The sequence below is a fragment of the Stutzerimonas kunmingensis genome (assembly GCF_014764705.1).
Lineage (GTDB): Bacteria > Pseudomonadota > Gammaproteobacteria > Pseudomonadales > Pseudomonadaceae > Stutzerimonas.
Genome location: NZ_JACXXG010000043.1, coordinates 1 through 17707, shown reverse-complemented (window position 1 = coordinate 17707; position 17707 = coordinate 1). Strand labels below are relative to the sequence as shown.

The window sequence follows — 17707 nt, the reverse complement described above, 5'->3', positions numbered from 1 at the left end:
ACGCCTAGCCGCGCAAGCGCAGCGGATCCACCAGGCGTGCCGCTACGGCCATGCCGACCAGATCGGCCAGGCGCTCGGCCTGCATGCGCTTCATCACCCGGGACCGATAGAGGTCGACGGTCTTGATGCTGATGTCGAGCTGGCGAGCGATTTCCTTGGTGGTGTAGCCCTGCACCAGCGGCAGCAGTACATCGCGCTCTCGCGGGGTCAGGCTGTCCAGGCGGGCCTGCAGGCTGACGTGCTCGCCGGTGCCGCCGGCACGTTCCTGACGACTGAGTGCCTGCTGCACGCTATCGAGCAGTAATTGCTCGTTGTAGGGCTTCTCGATGAAATCCACCGCGCCGGCCTTGAATGCGCGAACCACGATAGGCACATCGGCATGGCCGCTGACGAAGATCACAGGCAACTGCAGCCCGCGCGCGCGCATGGCCTCCTGAACCTGCAGACCGCCCATACCCGGCATCCTGACGTCCAACAGCACGCAGGCGTTATCCGCGCCATTGCAGGCTTCGAGAAACTCCCGCCCGCCGATGAACGGCCTGGCAGACAACCCCACCGACTCCAATAGCCAGACCGTCGAGTCGAGCATGCCCTGGTCGTCGTCGACGATATACACCACCTGCTCGTGAGCATCGCTCATCAGCGTTCCTCTGTTGTTATTGTCTTGATCGGCAGGCAACAGCGCATGCAGAGCCCTCCGTTCTCGCCCGGCTGGCCCTGCAACGCGCCGCCAAACCCCTCGATGATGCTGCGGCTCATCGGCAACCCGAGCCCGAGACCGTCCGGCTTGCGGGTAAAGAACGGCGTAAAGGCCTGCTCGAGTTCCTGCTCATCCAACCCACGGCCCTGGTCCGCAACGGCCAGGACCACCTCATCGGCCTGTCGCTCGGCGCGCAATACGATACGCGACGGCTGCCCCGGGTGGGCTTCGCGGTTCGCTTCTATCGCATTGCGCAAGAGGTTGATCAAGACCTGCTCGAGCAGCACGCGGTCGGCATAGACCCGTGGCAGGTCGGCGGCCAGCACCTGCTCGACGGTCACCTGGGCGGCAGCGGTCTCCCACGCGCAGAGGCGCACCGCGTCGCGCGCGACCTCGGCGACATCGAGCGGCTGCATGCGCCGCTGCCCCTTGCGCAGGAACGCCCGCAAGCGCTTGATCACCTCCGAGGCATGGTTGGCGTGCTCGGTAATCCGCTCCAGGCCCTGGGCCACGCGCTCGGCTGCTTGCGGATTCTGCCCCAGGCTCTGCAGGTAGCGCTGGCTGGCGCTGGCGTAGTTGACCACCGCCGCGAGCGGCTGGTTGATCTCATGCGCGATGCCGGATGCCAGCTCGCCGAGGGTGATGAGGCGCCCCGTATGCGCCAGCTCGTCCTGGTGGCGCCGCTGCTGCGCCTCGCGCAGCTCACGCTCGCTCATGTCGCGGGCCACCAGCGAGTAATAACGCTCGCCGCCGGTCGTCCGATGCGCCAGCAGCACGAGGGAAATCGGCACCGAGGCACCGCCGTCCTGTGCGAGCAGACGCGAATCGCAGCTCCAGACGCCCTCGCGCTCGGCGGTCGTGCGGCCGGTTCCGTGCAGCAGCGCCAGTACCTCGGTATCGAACAGCGCATCGAGCGCCGGCATCTGCCCATCCTGCAGACGCAGCGCTCGCCTTGCCGCCGGATTGAGATACGTCACCCGCCCCTCGGCATCGATGAACAACACCAGGTCAGTGTTTACTTCCACCACCTCGGCCAGACGCCGGCGGTTCTCTTCGGCCTGCACCCGCGCGGTGATTTCGCGCGACACGCTGACCACCTCGACCACCGCGCCGGTATAGGTCTCGCGGATGGCATGGCTGGCGGTCTCGAACCACAGGTAGTGACCATCCCGATGGCGCACCCGGTAGGTCATCGTGTGATAGCCGTCCACCTCCAGCGCGTCGCGGCTGCGCGCCGGCAACTGGGCCCGGTCTTCGGGGTGGAACAGCGTTTCCACGAGCTGGCCACGCAACTGCTCCGGCCAATAGCCGAGCAGCCGCCAGGCCGCTGGCGAGGCGTCGAGAAAGCGTCCATCGGGCGCGTGCCGGGAGATCAGGTCGGTGGTGTTTTCGGTGATCAGCCGATACAGACGCCGGGCGCGTGCCGCATCCCGCTCGGCCAGGACCTGTGCGGTCGCCTCTCGACAGCGCGCGAGCACCCGGTTCTGCGCGGGGTCGGGAACAAAGGTCCAGATCAGGATGCGCTGGTCGTATTCGGCCTCCACCCCTTCGATAGCCCGTTGTTGCGCCAGACAAGCGCCGACCAGCGCGGCGTGATTGACGGGCAGAAAGCGCAGCAGCTCATCCAGAGGGCGATCGGCCAGCAGCGCCAGCAGGGCAGCGTTCAGCTCGACGGGATACGCGTGCTCGTCCAGCAGCAGGCTCGGTTGCGGATCCAGGCCGAGCAACGGCGACTGACGCGCCAGGCCGCTCGCGCATGCGAGCAGGCTGAGCAACAGCTCGCGTACCCAGCTCAGCGAGCAGGGACCGACATCGCCATCGGTGGCAAGCAGCAACAACCCGGGTACGGCTTCATCCAGATCCAGCGCCAGCACGGCGCCCTGAACGATACCTGCCCGGCGCAGGCGGCCGGCAAGCCAGCAGTCCAGCCCACGGACAACGGCGAGGTCGAGCAGGCCCTCGCCGCCGAGCCGCTCATGCAGCAGGCGATCACTGGCCTGCAGCGGATCACCCAGGCCGGGAGGCAGCTGTGCGCCACTGCCCTCATGGGTGTAGATGCCGGCACCGGCCTGCCAGGTCATGTAGTACGCCTGGCGTACCCCGGCGCAGCCGCGCAGCACCCGGCACAGGGCATCGGCGCGCGCGTCGAGCGCTACCTGTTCACGCTGCAGACGCAGCCAGGTGTGAAGGCGAACGGGAGTTGTGCTCATAAGCAATCCGTCTGAAAGGTTGGCCGGGAGAAACCCCCTGGCCCGCACGGAAATAGATATAGGAGTATTACCATATTCGCCCAGCAATACTTCCATATGCCTTCCGACTGATCTATAAGATTTGCAAGCCGCCCGGGAGAAGCTCCCAGGCGATGCAGAACAAGAGCTAATAATCAGCCAAGTGGTGTCTTGCATGACCATCTACGAACAGGGCCTTGCGCCCGCCGCAGTCAACCATGTTGCCCTCAGTCCGCTCAGCTTCATCGAGCGCACCGCCAGCGTTTATCCCGATTACCCCGCCGTGATCCACGGTTCGATCCGTCGCACCTGGGCCGAAACCTACATGCGCTGCCGACGCCTGGCCTCTGCGTTGGCCGGGCGTGGTATCGGCAAGGGCGATACCGTCGCGGTGATGCTGCCCAATATCCCCTCGATGCTCGAGGCCCATTTTGCCGTGCCCATGATCGGCGCGGTGCTCAATACGCTCAATGTACGACTGGATGCCGAAGCCATTGCCTTCATGCTGCAGCATGGCGAGGCCCGGGTATTGATCGCCGACCGCGAGTTCTCCTCGGTCGTGCGCGCGGCCGTCGGGATGCTCGATCACCCGCCGCTCGTGATCGATGTGGACGACCCCGAGTACGGCGAAGGCGAGCCGGTTTCCAGCCTCGACTACGAAGCGCTGCTCGCCGAAGGCGACCCGGCGTTCGCCTGGCAGTGGCCGGAAGACGAGTGGCAGGCGATCAGCCTCAACTACACCTCCGGCACCACCGGCAACCCCAAGGGCGTGGTCTATCACCACCGCGGCGCCTATCTGAACGCGCTGGGCAACCAGATGACCTGGGCGATGGGCAACCATCCGGTGTATCTCTGGACGCTGCCGATGTTCCACTGCAACGGCTGGTGCTACCCATGGACGATTACCGCGCTGGCCGGCGTCCATGTGTTCCTGCGCCGCGTCGACCCGCAGAAGATTCTCGGGCTGATTCGCGAGCATCAGGTCACTCACCTGTGTGGCGCGCCGATCGTGCTCAATGCGCTGGTCAACATGCCCGCTTCGGCCAAAGCCGCCATCGACCACCCCGTGCACGCCATGGTCGCCGGCGCCGCGCCGCCGGCCAAGGTGATCGGCGCAGTCGAGGAAATGGGCATCAAGGTGACGCATGTCTACGGCCTGACCGAAGTCTATGGGCCGGTCACCATCTGCGCCTGGCATGCCGAATGGGACGAACGCCCTCTGGAGGAGCGCGCGGAAATCAAGGCACGCCAGGGCGTGCGCTACCCGACCCTGGAAGGGCTGATGGTGGCCGATCCCAAAACCCTGGAGCCGACCCCGCGCGACGGCCAGACCATCGGCGAGATCTTCATGCGCGGCAACACGGTGATGAAGGGTTATCTGAAGAACCCCAGTGCAACGGCCGAAGCGTTCGAAGGTGGCTGGTTCCATACCGGCGACCTGGCCGTCTGCCACCCGGACGGCTACGTGGAGATCAAGGATCGGCTCAAGGACATCATCATTTCCGGCGGGGAGAACATTTCCACCATCGAACTCGAAGGTGTGCTGTACCGCCATCCTGCCGTGCTGGAAGCTGCCGTGGTGGCTCGACCGGATGAGAAATGGGGCGAAACCCCCTGCGCCTTCATCAACCTCAAGGCCGATCACCAGGCCGTCGACGAAGACGCCATCATCAATTTCTGCCGCGAGCACCTGGCCTCGTTCAAGGTGCCACGCACCGTCATATTCGGGGCGCTGCCCAAGACCTCGACCGGCAAGATCCAGAAGTACGTCCTGCGCGAACGGGCACGCGACCTGTCGCCACCCCAGCCTGCACCTCTGCGCAATCTGGCCTGACCCCTCTTTTTTCTGCCTGGTACTGCCATCCCGTTGCAGGGATGGCGGCTGCCGGCGGCATCCGTTCACAACAACAAGAAGGCGCCACGCGGCGTCAACGGAGGCTCCATGCAACTGTACAAACGTAACGACGGCGATGAACAACCCTGCTGGAAGGCCGGACCGTTCAAGCTTCGCCTGCCCTTCGTGCACTACCGCTGGGAAACCGCGGAGATGCTCCAGGCGCTGATCATGTTCGTGGTCAGCCTGGGCATGATCCCGCTGTTGGAGAAATACCTCGGCCTGCCCTACGAGGTGGCGCTGGCCTACGTGGTGGTGTGCGGCATCGGCTTCATGCTGCCGGCGTTGCTCGGCGTGCCGCTGGTGCCGGGCTGGATCACCCCCGGCATCCCGGTGGTGCTGCTGTTTCTCGGCAACTTCGAGCCGGGGCCGGAGGCGATCCGCGCGCTGTTCGCGCTGCAGATCCTGGTCTGCGTCATCTTCTTCCTGCTCGGGGTCACGCGCCTGGGCAGCGTGATGGTGCGCATCGTGCCCAACTCGATGAAGGGCGGGATCATCATCGGCGCCGGCATCGCCGCGCTGATCGGCGAGATCGAGACCGGCGGGCGCCTGGCCAACACGCCGATCTCGTTGGTGCTGGGCAGCCTGATCTGCCTGTACCTGATGTTCTCGGTGTCGTTCCGCGGGCTTACCGAGCGGGTGCCGCTGGCGCGCAAGATCGTCAACTACGGCATGGTCCCGGGGATGATCGTGGCCATCGTCGCCGGCATCGCGGTGGGCGAGTACAGGATGCCGGACGTGCGCTTCGGCATCACCGCGCCGGCTTTCGACCAGCTCTGGCAGTACCTGCCCTTCACCGCCGGCTTCCCCGACGCCCAGGTGTTCATGCTGGCGGTGCCCACCGCGGTGATCGCCTACATCATCGCCTTCGGCGACATCATCGTCGGCCAGTCGCTGATGCAGCGCGCCGACGAGCTGCGCACCGACGAGAAGATCGAGATCAACGTCGACCGCATCCACCTGGTGTGCGCCATCCGCAACGCCCTGCATGCCTTCTTCGCGCCCTACCCGGGCCTGGCCGGCCCGCTGTGGACGGCCGTGGCGGCGACCATGGCCGAGCGCTACAAGTACGGCCGCAAGGCGATGGAGTCGATCTACAGCGGCGCCGGCACCTTCTGGATCACCGGCTTTCTCGCGCTGTTCGTCCTGCCGCTGGTGAGTTTCTTCCAGCCGGTGCTGCCGATCGCCCTGTCGCTGACGCTGATCCTCACCGGCTACATCTGCCTGATGGTCGGCTTCGAGCAGCTCAACAACAACGCCGAACGCGGTATCGCCGGCACCATGGGTGTGGTGCTGGCGGTGTACGGCGCGGGCTGGGGCCTGGCCGCTGGCGCCGTGCTGTACCTGCTGATCGAGCGCACCCACCTGCTGCGCTTCGCCTCCCCCGGGGTGCGCGCCCAGCGCCCCAGCGAAGCCGACTGACCGCCGCCCGCCCCCAAACCTCCCCGCATTGGTCCGCGTGGCCAGTGCGGGCGACTAGAAAAGCCAGTCCTGATGAACAACTACAGCAGGCCATTGCAACGAAGGCGCACATCGGCGTGGATGATGAGTCGGGGCTGGTACACAGCGTGGTAGGCACGGCAGCCAACGTGGCGGATATCACCCAGGTCGACAAACTGCTGCACGGTGACGAGAACGTCGTCTGCGCCGATGCCGGTTACACCGGCGTCGAAAAGCGCTCAGAACATGCGGGCCGCGAAGTGATCTGGCAGGTCGCGGCGCGTCGCAGCACTTACAGAAAACTCGGCAAGAACAGCCCGCTCTACAAAGCCAAGCGCAAGATTGAAAAGGCCAAGGCGCAGGTGCGGGCCAAGGTCGAGCACCCATTCCGGGTGATCAAGTGCCAGTTCGGTTACGTGAAGGTACGCTTCCGCGGCCTGGCCAAGAACACCGCGCAGCTGATGACACTGTTCGCACTGTCGAACTTGTGGATGGCGCGTCGACATTTGATCGCCACCGCAGGAGAGGTGCGCCTGTAATGCGGGAAATGGCCACCGCGAGATGCTCGCGACGGCCAAAAAAGGAGAAATGTGAACCGCCCCGGTTTCGTATACGCGTTCTAGGCTCAATATCGGGCCTCAGTTCACCTCCGCTTCTGGCCGAAAGCGGCCGTAGTCACGACAGCCAGTAACTGACGAATTCCTTGGCGCGGCCGGGCGGGGCCTTGTTGAACTGGCGGCTCAGCGGCGCCTTCAGTCTTCGCCTTAAGGCTAGTGCTCAACAAAAGTGACGCCTCAGAAATGAGAGCAAGGCTGGAAAATAAGCCACCGGCTCTTCATAAAATGGCATATGACTGCTATTGAGGAATACATGCACTTCCGCATGGGGCGCGGCCAGTTTCATGCGCAGGGCGCAGGCGGGGGTGAGTTCGTCGTGCTGGCCGGTGGTGATGAGGATGGGCATGCGGAACTCCCCCATTTCCTTCAGTCGGTTCCAGTCGCGCAGGTTGCCGATGTAAAGGAACTCGTTCGGTCCCTGCATGGTTTGGTAAGGCCCCATGTTCCAGTCGTCCAGCGAACGTTTCACCGGGGCCGGCCATTCCTCGAGGCGGCACACGTGACGGTAGTTCAGCAGGGTGACCGCGGCCTGGTACTCGGGGTGATCGGTGGTCCCCTTCGCTTCGTGGCGCTGCATCATCGCCACGGTTTCGCTGCCCAGTGCCGCGCGCAGCCGGCCGAGCTCCTGGGACAGGTGCGGAATGTCCGCCACGGTGTTTTCCAGAATCAGCGTCTTCACCGCCTGCGGGTAATGGATGCTGTATTCGATGGAGAGCCAGCCACCCCAGGAATGCCCGAGCAGGTGCACCCGGCCGAGGCCGAGGGCCTTGCGTACGGTTTCCACTTCCTCTACGTAGCGGGCAATGGTCCACAGCGCCGGGTCTTCCGGGCGGTCCGCCTTGCCGGTACCGAGCTGATCGAAGGCGACGATGCGCAGGCCCTCTTCCTTCAGCCAGGCGTGGGCGTCGCGCAGGTAGTCGCAGGGCAGGCCTGGCCCGCCGTTGAGGCACAGCAGGACCTCGTCGCCACTGCCGTAGCTGTAGGCCGCCACCTCGTGGCCATCCACCTGAACCCGCTGTACGAAGTCAGGTTGCAGTTCTGGTATCTCGAATTTCTCCAGCATGGTCGTCTCCGTACGGAGGCCGCGACTCATCGAGCACTTCCCCGGACGGGGGCTCGAGCGGCCTGCGAAGGGAGCAAAGCAAGTTCCGCACCCGCTTCCATGCCCCAGCGGCTAATGGCGTCGAACGATGACCTTGTGCTGGCTCAGGGCGCTGGCGAGCTTGCCGGTCGGCTGCTCGTCGGTGACCAGGTAATCCACCTGCTGCCAGCTGGCATAACGAGCCGGGAAGGTCGCGTCGAACTTCGAATGATCGGCCACCACCAGCGTGCTACCCGAGCGCTGCAGCATGGTGCTGTAGACCACCCCGCAGTCGATCAGCGCGTCGGTCGGACCTTCGGCGGACAGGCCGCTGGCGCCGAGCACGGCGAAATCGGCAGTCAGGCCGTTGAGAAAGGCCACCGTGTGGGCGCCGACCATGGCGCCTTCGGTTGCGTGATAGTCCCCTGGCACAACGATGACCCGAATGGTCGGGTTGATCGACAGTACCGTGGCAACCCCGAAGGAATGGGTGATCACGGTAATGTCCTTCATCGCCGTCGCGATGCGGCGAGCCACATGCAAGGTGGTTGAGCCGGAGCCGATCATCAGAATGCGCGCGTCCTTCATCAGCTCCACCGCCACCCGGGCGATCTGTTCGCGCTCGGGGCCGAACAGTCGGTGACGTTCAGTGACCGAGGGCTCACTGGTGATGGCTCGCACCGCGCCGCCATAGGTACGGTTCAGGTGGCCGCAACGGGTGAGCTCGTCGAGGTCTCGGCGTATGGTTTCACTGGATACGCCATGCAGCCTAGCCAGGTCGGCGATACGCAGGCTGGGGGTGTTGTTGAGCTCGGCGAGAATCTCAGCCTGGCGGGCGGTCTTGGCTCTGGACATTACGCGCGTGGTTCCTTGTCGACATCGGCCGGGATGTGGTGAATGCCACAAAATGGTGAAGCGGACATGGTAATGCAGTCTTTTGGCGCAGACCACGCTAACTCCTAAAGGGCTGGAGTAATTGAAGGTAGTGCGACATTTTAATGTGGTGACCGCTAAATTAAATTTGTGGTTATCTATTCAAAATGTTGTACTTCTCGCATCACTCCAAGGGGGCGACAATGCTTTATCAATCGGATTTTCTCGAAAGACTGGAGGCCGGGCTGCGCGTCCTGCTTCCTGAGTGGGAGATGGCACCGGACGCTGCGCTGAAGCTTCTGACCATTTCCGAGAATGCCACCTACCTTGCCGAGGATGTGGCCGGTCGGCGACTGGTACTGCGGGTGCAGCGCCCGGAGTACCACAGTCTCCCCGAAATCGAATCGGAATTGGCCTGGATCCGGGCGCTGCGGGAGTCGGGGCTGGTCAGCACATCGGCGCCGGTAGCCACGGTTGATGGACGGGCCCTGAGCTGTTTCGTCGATGGCCAGACCCTTCGGCATGTCACGGCCTTCGAGTGGGTGCCGGGCAGTGAGCCGGAGCCAGGATCGCGGCTGATCAGCTGGTACCGGGTCCTCGGCCAGACCAATGCGCGCCTGCACCAGCACAGCCTGAGCTGGCCTCAGCCCCAAGGCTTTACGCGCAAGGTCTGGAACTTCGACACCATCATTGGCGAGCAGGCGTACTGGGGCGATTGGCGCAATGCGTTGGGACTGACAGCGGAAGGGCGGGAGGTACTCGAGCGCACCCAGGCGCTGTTGCGCGAGCAGACTGAAGCTTATGGCATGGCGCCGGAGCGGTTTGGGCTGGTGCACTGCGACATGCGCCTGGCCAACCTGCTGGTGGATGGTGAGCGGCTCACGGTGATCGATTTCGACGACTGTGGCTTTAGCTGGTTTGTCTACGACTTTGCCGCCTGCCTCAGTTTTCTCGAGGAAGACCCGCGCGTAGGCGAGTTTCTCGCTGCCTGGCTCGAAGGCTATCGCAGCGTGACGCCTCTCTCCGAGGAGGACGAGCGAGCCATTCCGATGTTTCTCATGTTGCGCCGCATGCAGCTGACCGCCTGGGTCGCCAGCCATTCGGAAACGCCTACCGCGCAGTCCATGGGCGAGGACTACACCCGGGGCACGGTGGCCCTGGCTCAACGCTATCTTGACACCCACAGCGGGGACATCCCATGACCGAACCCAAACAGATCCTTGCCCTGAACCGCTTCGACGCTGGACGCGCCACCGCGCTGGGCGGCCGGCTGGGTACGCTGCTTGAGAAGCGCCGGCGTTGTTTTGGCGCCTCCTCGGTGCTGTTCTACGAGCAGCCTTTGGAGATCGCCCGGGCCGAGGGGGTGTTCATGTACGACACCGCCGGCAGGCCCTATCTGGATGTTTACAACAATGTCCCGGTGCTCGGGCATTGCCATCCGGCGGTGGTGGAGGCCATCAGCGAGCAGGCTGCCCGGCTGAATACCAACACGCGCTATCTCTACGAGAGCCTGACGGACTACGCCGAAACCCTGCTCGGCACCTTTCCCCCGGCGCTATCGAACCTGCTGCTGACCTGCACCGGCAGCGAGGCCAACGACATCGCCATGCGCATTGCCCGCTCTGCGACAGGCGGCAGTGGTTTCGTGGTGACCGAGACGGCCTACCACGGCAACACAAGCGCGGTGATGGAAATTTCCCCCTCGTCTTACCGCAAGGGGCGCGAGCTGCCCCCGCATATCCGCACAATTCCGGCACCAGACAGCTTCCGCCTGGCGCCGGGGGAGGAAGTTGGCGAGGTATTCGCTTCGCATCTGGAGCAGGCCATTGCCGACCTCCAGCGCAATGACATCCGCTTCGCCGGGTTGGTGGTCGACACTATCTTCTCCAGCGATGGCGTGTTTGCCGATCCACCGGGCTTTCTGGCCAAGGCGGTGGAGGCGGTGCATCGCGCCGGCGGGCTGTTTATCGCCGACGAGGTGCAGCCGGGCTTCGGCCGGACCGGCCAGGGGCACTGGTGCTTCCAGCGCCACGGCGTCGATCCGGATGTGGTGACCCTCGGCAAGCCTATGGGTAACGGCTTTCCCATGGGCGGCGTGGTGACCCGGCCGGAGCTGCTCGATGGCTTCTGCGCCGAGACCGGCTACTTCAACACCTTCGCCGGCAACCCGGTGGCGGCGGCGGCCGGCCAGGCGGTGCTGGACACCCTGGAACGGGAGGGGCTGATCGCCAATGCCGACAGGGTCGGTCGCTACCTGCGCGACGGCCTGAAGCGGATGGGGCAGAGCGATGCGCGGATTGGCGACGTGCGTGGAGCCGGGCTGTTCATCGGGCTGGAGTTCGTCAGCAAAAACGCCACGCCGGATGCCGCCCTGGCGGGGTTCGTCATCAATGCGATGAAGGAGCGGGGCGTGCTGATCGGTGCCGCCGGCGCCTATGGCAACGTACTGAAGATCCGCCCGGCGCTATGCTTCAGCGAGGCCAATGCCGATCAGTTCCTGACCACCCTGCAGGAGGTGCTGCGCCAGGGGTGACCCGCGCCGGCGCGCTCCTAGGGGACGGGCTTGGCCGTGAACCGGACTCCGGCTCCGACTGTGGAGTCCAGGGCATGAAAAAGGCGGACCGGGTCCGCCTTTTTCAGTTTCAGCTGCCTCGTTTCAGCCCAGCGCCTCGGAGGATTCCGGCAGGACTTGGCCGCCGTCGACGACAATGGTCTGCCCGGTGATAAAGCCGGCCTCGCGGCTGGCGAAAAAGAGCACGGCGTTGGCGATGTCCTCGACCTTGCCCAGCCGGCCGGAGGGGATCGAGGCGGCCATTTTTGCAGCGTATTCCTCGCCCATGCCTTCCAGCCCCTCGGTGGCGATGTTGCCCGGCATCACCGCGTTAACGGTGATGCTGGCGTGGGCCAGTTCGATCGCCGCGGTGCGCATGAAGCCCAGCTGGCCGGCCTTGCTGGCGCCGTAGTGGGACCAGCCTGGGAAGCCGGTGATCGGTCCGGTGATCGAGGAGGTGAGGATGATCCTGCCAAAGCCCTGCTTTTCCATCACCGGTGTGACCGCGCGGGTGCAGAGAAAGGCGCTGCGCAGGTTGGTGTGGATCACATGGTCGAAATCCTCCACCGTCATCTCGGCAATGCGGGCGGAGGGGAAGATCCCTGCGTTGGCGGCCAGCACGTCCACCGATCCGTAGCGCTCGACGGCCGCATCGACCATCGCCTGGCAGTCGGCCTGCTGGCTGACGTCAGCGGCGAAGCCCGAGGCCAGCGGGCCAATTTCCTCGGCCACCTTGCGGGCGTCTTCCAGCGAGCGTGACACCACCAGCACATTCAGTCCGGCCTCGCCGAAGCGACGGGCGATGCCGCGGCCGATGCCCCGGCTGGCGCCTGTGACGATTACCGTCTTTTTTTGTAGTGATTCAAACATTTCTATCTCCTGTTACGGACGGCCTGCAATGCCTCCTGTGGTCCAGTTAGCAATATGCGGACCAGGCATTCACCTTAGTAAAGATGGGTATTCCAGCCGGGTTTAGCCCAGCGGGAGGGCGCTAAGACCCCCATTTTGGGGCGCCTCGCGTCATGTTGGTGCTTGCCAAAAAAAATGTTGAACTCGCCTCGTATCTGGTTTTAACTCGCCCTCGTTGTCTTTCACTTCAAGACAGGCGAGGACGAATCATGAAGGGCGTATCGAGAAGGGAACTGTTGAAGCTGATGGGGATGGGCGCCGGTGCGGCAGCCCTCGGTGGCGGCTCGTTGCTGATGAGCTCCAGTGCCTTTGCTGCGCGGGAGAAGGAGCTGAACATCCTTTGCTGGGAGGGTTACAACTCGGCACAGGTGCTCGATCCGTTCCGCCGTTCGACCGGTGCCAATGTGCGCGCCGAGTCCCTGACCAACGACCCGACCATGATCAACCGGCTGCGCGCCGGTGAGACCAACGTCTGGGACCTGATCAACGTGAACAACCCCTGGGCGCGCAAGGTGATGTTGCCCGAGGGCCTGATCAAGCCGCTGCCGCGGGCCGAGTTCGAGCCCTATTTCGAGGACATGCTGCCCCAGTTCAAGTCGCCGTATCAGTGGGCGATGAGCGCCGACGGCAACGAGCTGCTGGGTATGGCACAGCGTTTCGGTCCGTTCAACTACGTGGTCAATACCGACCGGATCAGCCGCGCGACGGCCGAAGACACCGGCTGGGACCTGTTCAACGATAAGGCCCTGAGCGGCAAGTACGGCATCCAGGAGTCGGATGACTGGAACGTCTTCGATATATTCCTGGTGGCCGGGATCAACCCCTTCATCGAGCACACGCCGGCGCAGATGGCGAAGTTCCAGGAAACCGCCAATGCGGTGTTCAAGGGCGCGAAGATGATCGGCGACGCTTCCAGCCTCAATCAGGCAATGATCTCCGGCGAAATTGACCTGTACATGACCGGCGGCACCTACAGCTGCTCGCCGGCGCGGGCCGACGGCTTCCCGGAAATCCGCGGCATCACCCCGCTGCGCGGTCCGGTGGATGGCAAGGGGGGCGTGTCCTGGGTGGAGATCACCTCGCTGGTGAACAACCCCAACCTCTCGCCGCTGGCCAACGACTTCCTCAAGTACGTGCAGGAGCCGGAGATCGCCCATCGCGTGGCTTTCGCCGAGGGCACCTTCAACCCGGTCAGCCAGATGGGCAATCCCGAGTGCTTCAAGCTGTTCACCAAGGACGAGCTCGCCGCCATCCAGTGGGACAGCCTGGGCGAGGAAATGAAGCGCTGCGTGGCCTACGACATCGTGCCGGAGTTCGACGAGGCTCTGGGAATGATCTCCGCGGCCAAGCGGATGCGTTGATATGGTTCAGTCAGGGCAGGCATCAATGAACAGCTCGACGATCGACAACGTCGCGAAACAGCCACTACCCGTGCTGCAACTGGTGGATGTGCAGAAGAAGTTCGGTGATTTCACGGCGGTGAAGAACATCTCGCTGGATGTACTGGAAGGTGAGTTCCTGACGATCGTCGGGCCGTCCGGTTCCGGCAAGACCACGATGCTGCGTATGCTGGCGGGCATGGAGGCCCCCAGCAGCGGCAACATCACCCTGCGCGGGGAGGCGATCAACAACCTGCCCGCCCAGCGCCGGCCAACCTGTCTGGTGTTCCAGTCCCTTGCGCTGTTTCCCCACAAGACGGTGGGGGAAAACATCGAGTTTCCATTGAAGGTGAAGAAGGTGCCGAAGGCTGAGCGCAGGGCCCGGGCGCTGGGACTGCTGCGGATGCTGCGGCTGCCGGAGAACTACTACGACAAGAACGTCACGAAGTGCTCCGGCGGCGAGCGTCAGCGGGTGGCGCTGGCCCGCGCCTTTGCCTACGACCCGGACGTACTGCTGTTCGACGAGCCGCTCTCGGCGCTGGACTACAAGCTGAAGAAGGTGCTGGAGAAGGAGCTGAAGGATCTGCACCGGGAAAGCGGTAAGACCTTCATCTACATTACCCACTCGCTGGAGGAGGCGATGGTGATGTCCGATCGCATCGCCGTGATGCGATCGGGGCAGATCATTCAGGTAGGGTCGCCGGAGGAGATCTACGCGCACCCGGCCGACGAGTTCGTCGCCGAATTCTTTGGCGAGGTCAACAAATTCCCGGTCAGCCTGGAAGCCGAGCGGGGCTGGTACAGCGCCGGCCTCGATCGTCCGCTCCGCCTCGATCTGCCGGCCGAACTGCAGGGCGCGACGGCCGCCACCGTGGTGGTGCGCCCGGAATACATGCAGTTCGCCGGTTCGGAGGACGAATTCGACAACGTAATCCGCGGCACGGTGTTTAACGAGTACTCGCTCGGCTCGCGCGTGCAATACCAGATCCGCTGCGGCGACCGCAGCGTGCTGCTGGAAAACCCGCGCACCTTTACCCGCGACCGGGCCCGTGACGAGCAGGTGCTCATCGGCTGGAACGCGGCGGACGCCATCGTTGCAGGAGCCTGACTATGGATGCTGTTTCGGGGCGCGGCCTCTCCATTGGCGCCCGCTACGCCAGTCCGCTGGTGATCTTTCTGCTGCTGGGCTTTCTCGCCCCGCTGGTGACGGTGGTGGCCTTCGCCTTCGCCGAGCCGAAAAGCTTCGAGGTGTTCCGCACCTTCACCTTGGAAAACTTCGCCGCCGTGCTGGATCCGTCCAACACGGTGTGGCGCTCGTTCGTCTGGTCGCTGGTGCTGGCCGCGCTCTGCGTGGCTGTGCTAGCGGTCATCGCCTATCCTATCGCCTACGGGCTCAACCGGGTGTTTGGCCGCTTCGCCCCGCTGATCAGCGTGCTATTCGTGTTCCCCCTGTTCGTCTCGGAGAACGTGCGGCTCTACGGCTGGGTGCAGTTCTTCATTAAGAACGGCGTGCTCGACGGCGTGCTTAAGGCGTTCGATCTGGGCCGCGCGCCCGATGTGCTCTACAGCCCGGGACTGACCCTGTTCGGCATGGTCTATGTGTATCTGCCCTTCATGCTGTTCCCCATCACCCTGGGGCTGGCCATGGTGCCGCGGGATCTGGTGGATGCGGCGAAGGATCTGGGCGCCGGCCGGCTGATGGTCTGGCGCGAGGTCGAGCTGCCGCTGGCGATGCCGGGCATCCTCATCGGCATGTTGCTGACCTTCGTGCTCGCCGTGGGCGCGGTGGCCGAGGCAAGAATTCTCGGCGGGCAGTCGGTGATCACTGTGGTTCACGACATCGAGGTGGCCTTCACCTACGCGCAGAACTGGCCGCTGGGCGCCGCGCTGGCGGTACTGCTGGTGCTGATTATCGGCAGTCTGACGCTCTTCGTGCTGACGCGCCTGGACCTTGATCGAGTGTTAGGGAAACGTTGAGATGAGAAATCAGGCACAAATCCGTTCCGACTTTCTGGTGTGCTGCTGGACGGGCTTCGTACTCGTGGCCATTTACCTGCCGATCATCTGCAGCGCGCTGGCCGGGCTGTCGACGAGTCGCTACTTCCTGTTCCCAGTACGGGAATACTCGCTGAGCTGGTGGCAGCGCACGGTCGATTCGTTTGAGGTACAGATCCTCGTGCAGAACTCGCTGAAGATCGCCCTGCTGGTGACGCTGATTTCGGTAGTGCTGGCCTTCTTCGGCGCGCTGGCCTTCGCCCGCTACGACTGGAAGGGCCGCAAGCTGTACCAGAAGCTGCTGCTACTGCCGATCTTCTTTCCGCAGACTGTGCTGGGCCTGGCCCTGCTGCTGTGGATGAACGCGCTGGGCCTCAGTCCGAGCTGGAAGACCGCGGTGATCGCCCATCTAGTGTGGATCGTGCCGGTGGTGACCTTGGTCATCGCCATCCAAGTCTACAACTATGACCCGAGCCTGGAGGAGGCCGCCAGCGATCTGGGCGCCGGCAAGCTGTTCATCTTCCGCGAAATCACCCTGCCGCTGCTGTGGCCGGGGATCTGGTCGGGGGCGTTGTTCGCCTTCCTGCTGTCCTGGGGTAACTTCCCGCTGTCGCTGTACACCTCCGGGGCCGACTCGACCGTGCCCAAGTGGTTGTACTCGAAGATGGTCGCCGGCTATACACCGATGGTGCCTGCGCTAGGCACTATGAGCACCCTGGCTGCGGCGGCGCTATTGCTGCTCGGCGGGGTAATCATCGCGACGCTTCGCCGACGCAAGTAGAGATCGCCTTAGCTTATCGGAGCAAATGGGCTGCGGAGCATTGGTGCAGTCTTGAACCTACCTCAAGCTTGCGCCGTTTTCACCGGGGCGCAGGCGCTGTTTTCTGACCGATGCGGCACGTTTATCGGCGCATCATTGGCCGCTCTCGGCTATATGAGAGCAAGCACCAAGGAAAGGTTAATCTCCAAACTGCTGAGGATGCTGCTTTAGATCAAAAGCCGTCATTGTTGAATATCTACTTTGGTTGAGAGCTTCCCGGTCGGCAATGTCTGCTTTTTTGGCCGATATCGAACCGTGGTTTGTCCGATCTAGATGAACCCTAGTCATGGGTTGTTCGGCGCAAGCGGCCGGTCGTACCCCTTCCCGAGATAGTGCTTCCTTTGCTCCCGATCCTTGCATCGCCATACTAGGACCCACTTGAAGGGCCCGCCATCTTCATTGACGGTCTCTGGAGCATTCAAACGTTTACCAAGGACGAATCGCATGTACGACCTGATCGGGGACATTCATGGTTACGCGTCGGCGCTCAAACGCCTCCTACGCAAATTGGGGTATCAGGAGCGGGAAGGCACCTGGCAGCATGTTGAGCGCAAGGTGATTTTCCTCGGCGACTTCGTTGATCGCGGCCCCGAGCAAGTTGAAACCGTCCAGATCGCTCGTCGCATGGTCGAGGCGGGCCACGCGCTGGCCGTCATGGGCAACCATGAATTCAATGCGGTTGCCTGGGCTACGCCTTGCGCTGAACGAACTGGGGAGTTCCTACGTGTTCACTCGGATAAGAACCGCGAGCAGCACGACGCCTTCCTTGTCCAGATCGGCGAGGGCTCCCATCAGCACCTGGACACGATCGAGTGGTTCAAAACGCTGCCCCTCTATTTGGATCTCGGCGGCCTGCGCGTCATTCATGCCTGCTGGCATCCCCGACAGATTGAGGCGCTGGCATCTCACCTGGATGTGCACGCACGGATTCGCTCAGGCTCCTGGTCGGCTGTATGCACCGAGGGCAGTGAAGCCTTTGATGCCGTGGAAATCCTCCTGAAGGGAATGGAGATTCCCTTACCGTCGGGTTTGCATTTCAAGGACAAGTACGGGCATCGGCGCTCCCGTACTCGCACGCGCTGGTGGCAGGAGGGAGCGGACTCAGGCGGGCCTGTCGGCCGCACGGTCGCGGGGCCGGATCGGTGGCCGTCCCAAGGGTCTGCCCGCCAAGGCCGAGGCCACCGCCATGGCGGCGCAAACGCTGTACCGCGAGGGTCGCC

General features: G+C 63.7%; 14 protein-coding genes and 1 pseudogene. 10 read left to right on the top strand and 5 right to left on the bottom strand.

Annotated features, from left to right (window positions below; all coding sequences use genetic code 11):
• Nucleotides 1-4: 4 nt before the first annotated feature.
• Nucleotides 5-640, bottom strand: a complete 636-nt coding sequence (locus IEG05_RS20950; RefSeq protein ID WP_042909934.1) for a response regulator transcription factor — start codon at nucleotides 638-640, stop codon at nucleotides 5-7.
• Nucleotides 640-2910 (bottom strand): PAS domain-containing sensor histidine kinase, encoded by a 2271-nt coding sequence (locus IEG05_RS20945; protein ID WP_079282612.1) that lies wholly within the window; start codon nucleotides 2908-2910, stop codon nucleotides 640-642. Before IEG05_RS20945 ends, IEG05_RS20950 begins: the two co-directional genes overlap by 1 nt.
• Nucleotides 2911-3103: 193 nt before the next feature.
• Here IEG05_RS20945 and IEG05_RS20940 point away from each other — a divergent pair, with 193 nt between their 5' ends.
• The 3 genes and pseudogenes from IEG05_RS20940 to IEG05_RS20930 form a co-directional block, all read left to right on the top strand.
• Complete coding sequence (locus IEG05_RS20940; protein ID WP_042909936.1) at nucleotides 3104-4762, top strand: acyl-CoA synthetase; 1659 nt, start codon at nucleotides 3104-3106, stop codon at nucleotides 4760-4762.
• 108 nt (nucleotides 4763-4870) lie between these two features.
• A complete protein-coding gene (locus tag IEG05_RS20935) occupies nucleotides 4871-6244 on the top strand; it encodes a solute carrier family 23 protein (protein WP_042909937.1) in 1374 nt (457 codons plus the stop codon).
• Nucleotides 6245-6342: 98 nt separating this feature from the next.
• Nucleotides 6343-6801: pseudogene (locus tag IEG05_RS20930) on the top strand (IS5 family transposase); the annotation flags it as partial.
• A 238-nt stretch (nucleotides 6802-7039) separates the two neighbouring features.
• On the opposite strand, the gene IEG05_RS20925 reads toward IEG05_RS20930, so the two are convergent.
• Both IEG05_RS20925 and IEG05_RS20920 read right to left on the bottom strand, forming a co-directional pair.
• Nucleotides 7040-7942 (bottom strand): proline iminopeptidase-family hydrolase, encoded by a 903-nt coding sequence (locus tag IEG05_RS20925; protein ID WP_058147394.1) that lies wholly within the window; start codon nucleotides 7940-7942, stop codon nucleotides 7040-7042.
• Between the two features lie 111 nt (nucleotides 7943-8053).
• On the bottom strand, nucleotides 8054-8815 hold the full coding sequence (locus IEG05_RS20920) for a DeoR/GlpR family DNA-binding transcription regulator (RefSeq protein ID WP_042909940.1): 762 nt from the start codon (nucleotides 8813-8815) through the stop codon (nucleotides 8054-8056).
• Nucleotides 8816-9036: 221 nt separating this feature from the next.
• On the opposite strand from IEG05_RS20920, the gene IEG05_RS20915 reads away from it, so the two are divergent.
• Both IEG05_RS20915 and IEG05_RS20910 read left to right on the top strand, forming a co-directional pair.
• Entirely contained in the window at nucleotides 9037-10035 is a 999-nt protein-coding gene (locus tag IEG05_RS20915) for a phosphotransferase enzyme family protein (protein ID WP_042910624.1), read from the top strand.
• Entirely contained in the window at nucleotides 10032-11366 is a 1335-nt protein-coding gene (locus IEG05_RS20910) for an aspartate aminotransferase family protein (protein ID WP_042909941.1), read from the top strand. The genes IEG05_RS20915 and IEG05_RS20910 overlap by 4 nt, the downstream gene beginning before the upstream one ends.
• Nucleotides 11367-11489: 123 nt before the next feature.
• Here the strand turns inward: IEG05_RS20910 and fabG are convergent, their stop codons facing one another.
• Nucleotides 11490-12254, bottom strand: a complete 765-nt coding sequence (fabG, locus tag IEG05_RS20905; protein ID WP_042909943.1) for a 3-oxoacyl-ACP reductase FabG — start codon at nucleotides 12252-12254, stop codon at nucleotides 11490-11492.
• A 248-nt stretch (nucleotides 12255-12502) separates the two neighbouring features.
• Between fabG and IEG05_RS20900 the strand changes: the two genes are divergently transcribed.
• From IEG05_RS20900 to IEG05_RS23505, 5 genes are all read left to right on the top strand, one after another.
• The gene (locus IEG05_RS20900) at nucleotides 12503-13654 is read left to right on the top strand and encodes an ABC transporter substrate-binding protein (protein WP_042909944.1); all 1152 of its coding nucleotides are present in this window, start codon (nucleotides 12503-12505) and stop codon (nucleotides 13652-13654) included.
• Between the two features lie 70 nt (nucleotides 13655-13724).
• Entirely contained in the window at nucleotides 13725-14780 is a 1056-nt protein-coding gene (locus IEG05_RS20895) for an ABC transporter ATP-binding protein (protein ID WP_208607491.1), read from the top strand.
• Nucleotides 14781-14782: 2 nt separating this feature from the next.
• Nucleotides 14783-15649, top strand: coding sequence for an ABC transporter permease (locus IEG05_RS20890; protein WP_042909948.1), 867 nt, complete (start codon nucleotides 14783-14785; stop codon nucleotides 15647-15649).
• Nucleotide 15650: 1 nt separating this feature from the next.
• Entirely contained in the window at nucleotides 15651-16448 is a 798-nt protein-coding gene (locus IEG05_RS20885; protein ID WP_042909949.1) for an ABC transporter permease, read from the top strand.
• A 483-nt stretch (nucleotides 16449-16931) separates the two neighbouring features.
• The coding region (locus IEG05_RS23505; RefSeq protein WP_191122681.1) for a metallophosphoesterase at nucleotides 16932-17707 on the top strand (776 nt) is incomplete at its 3' end.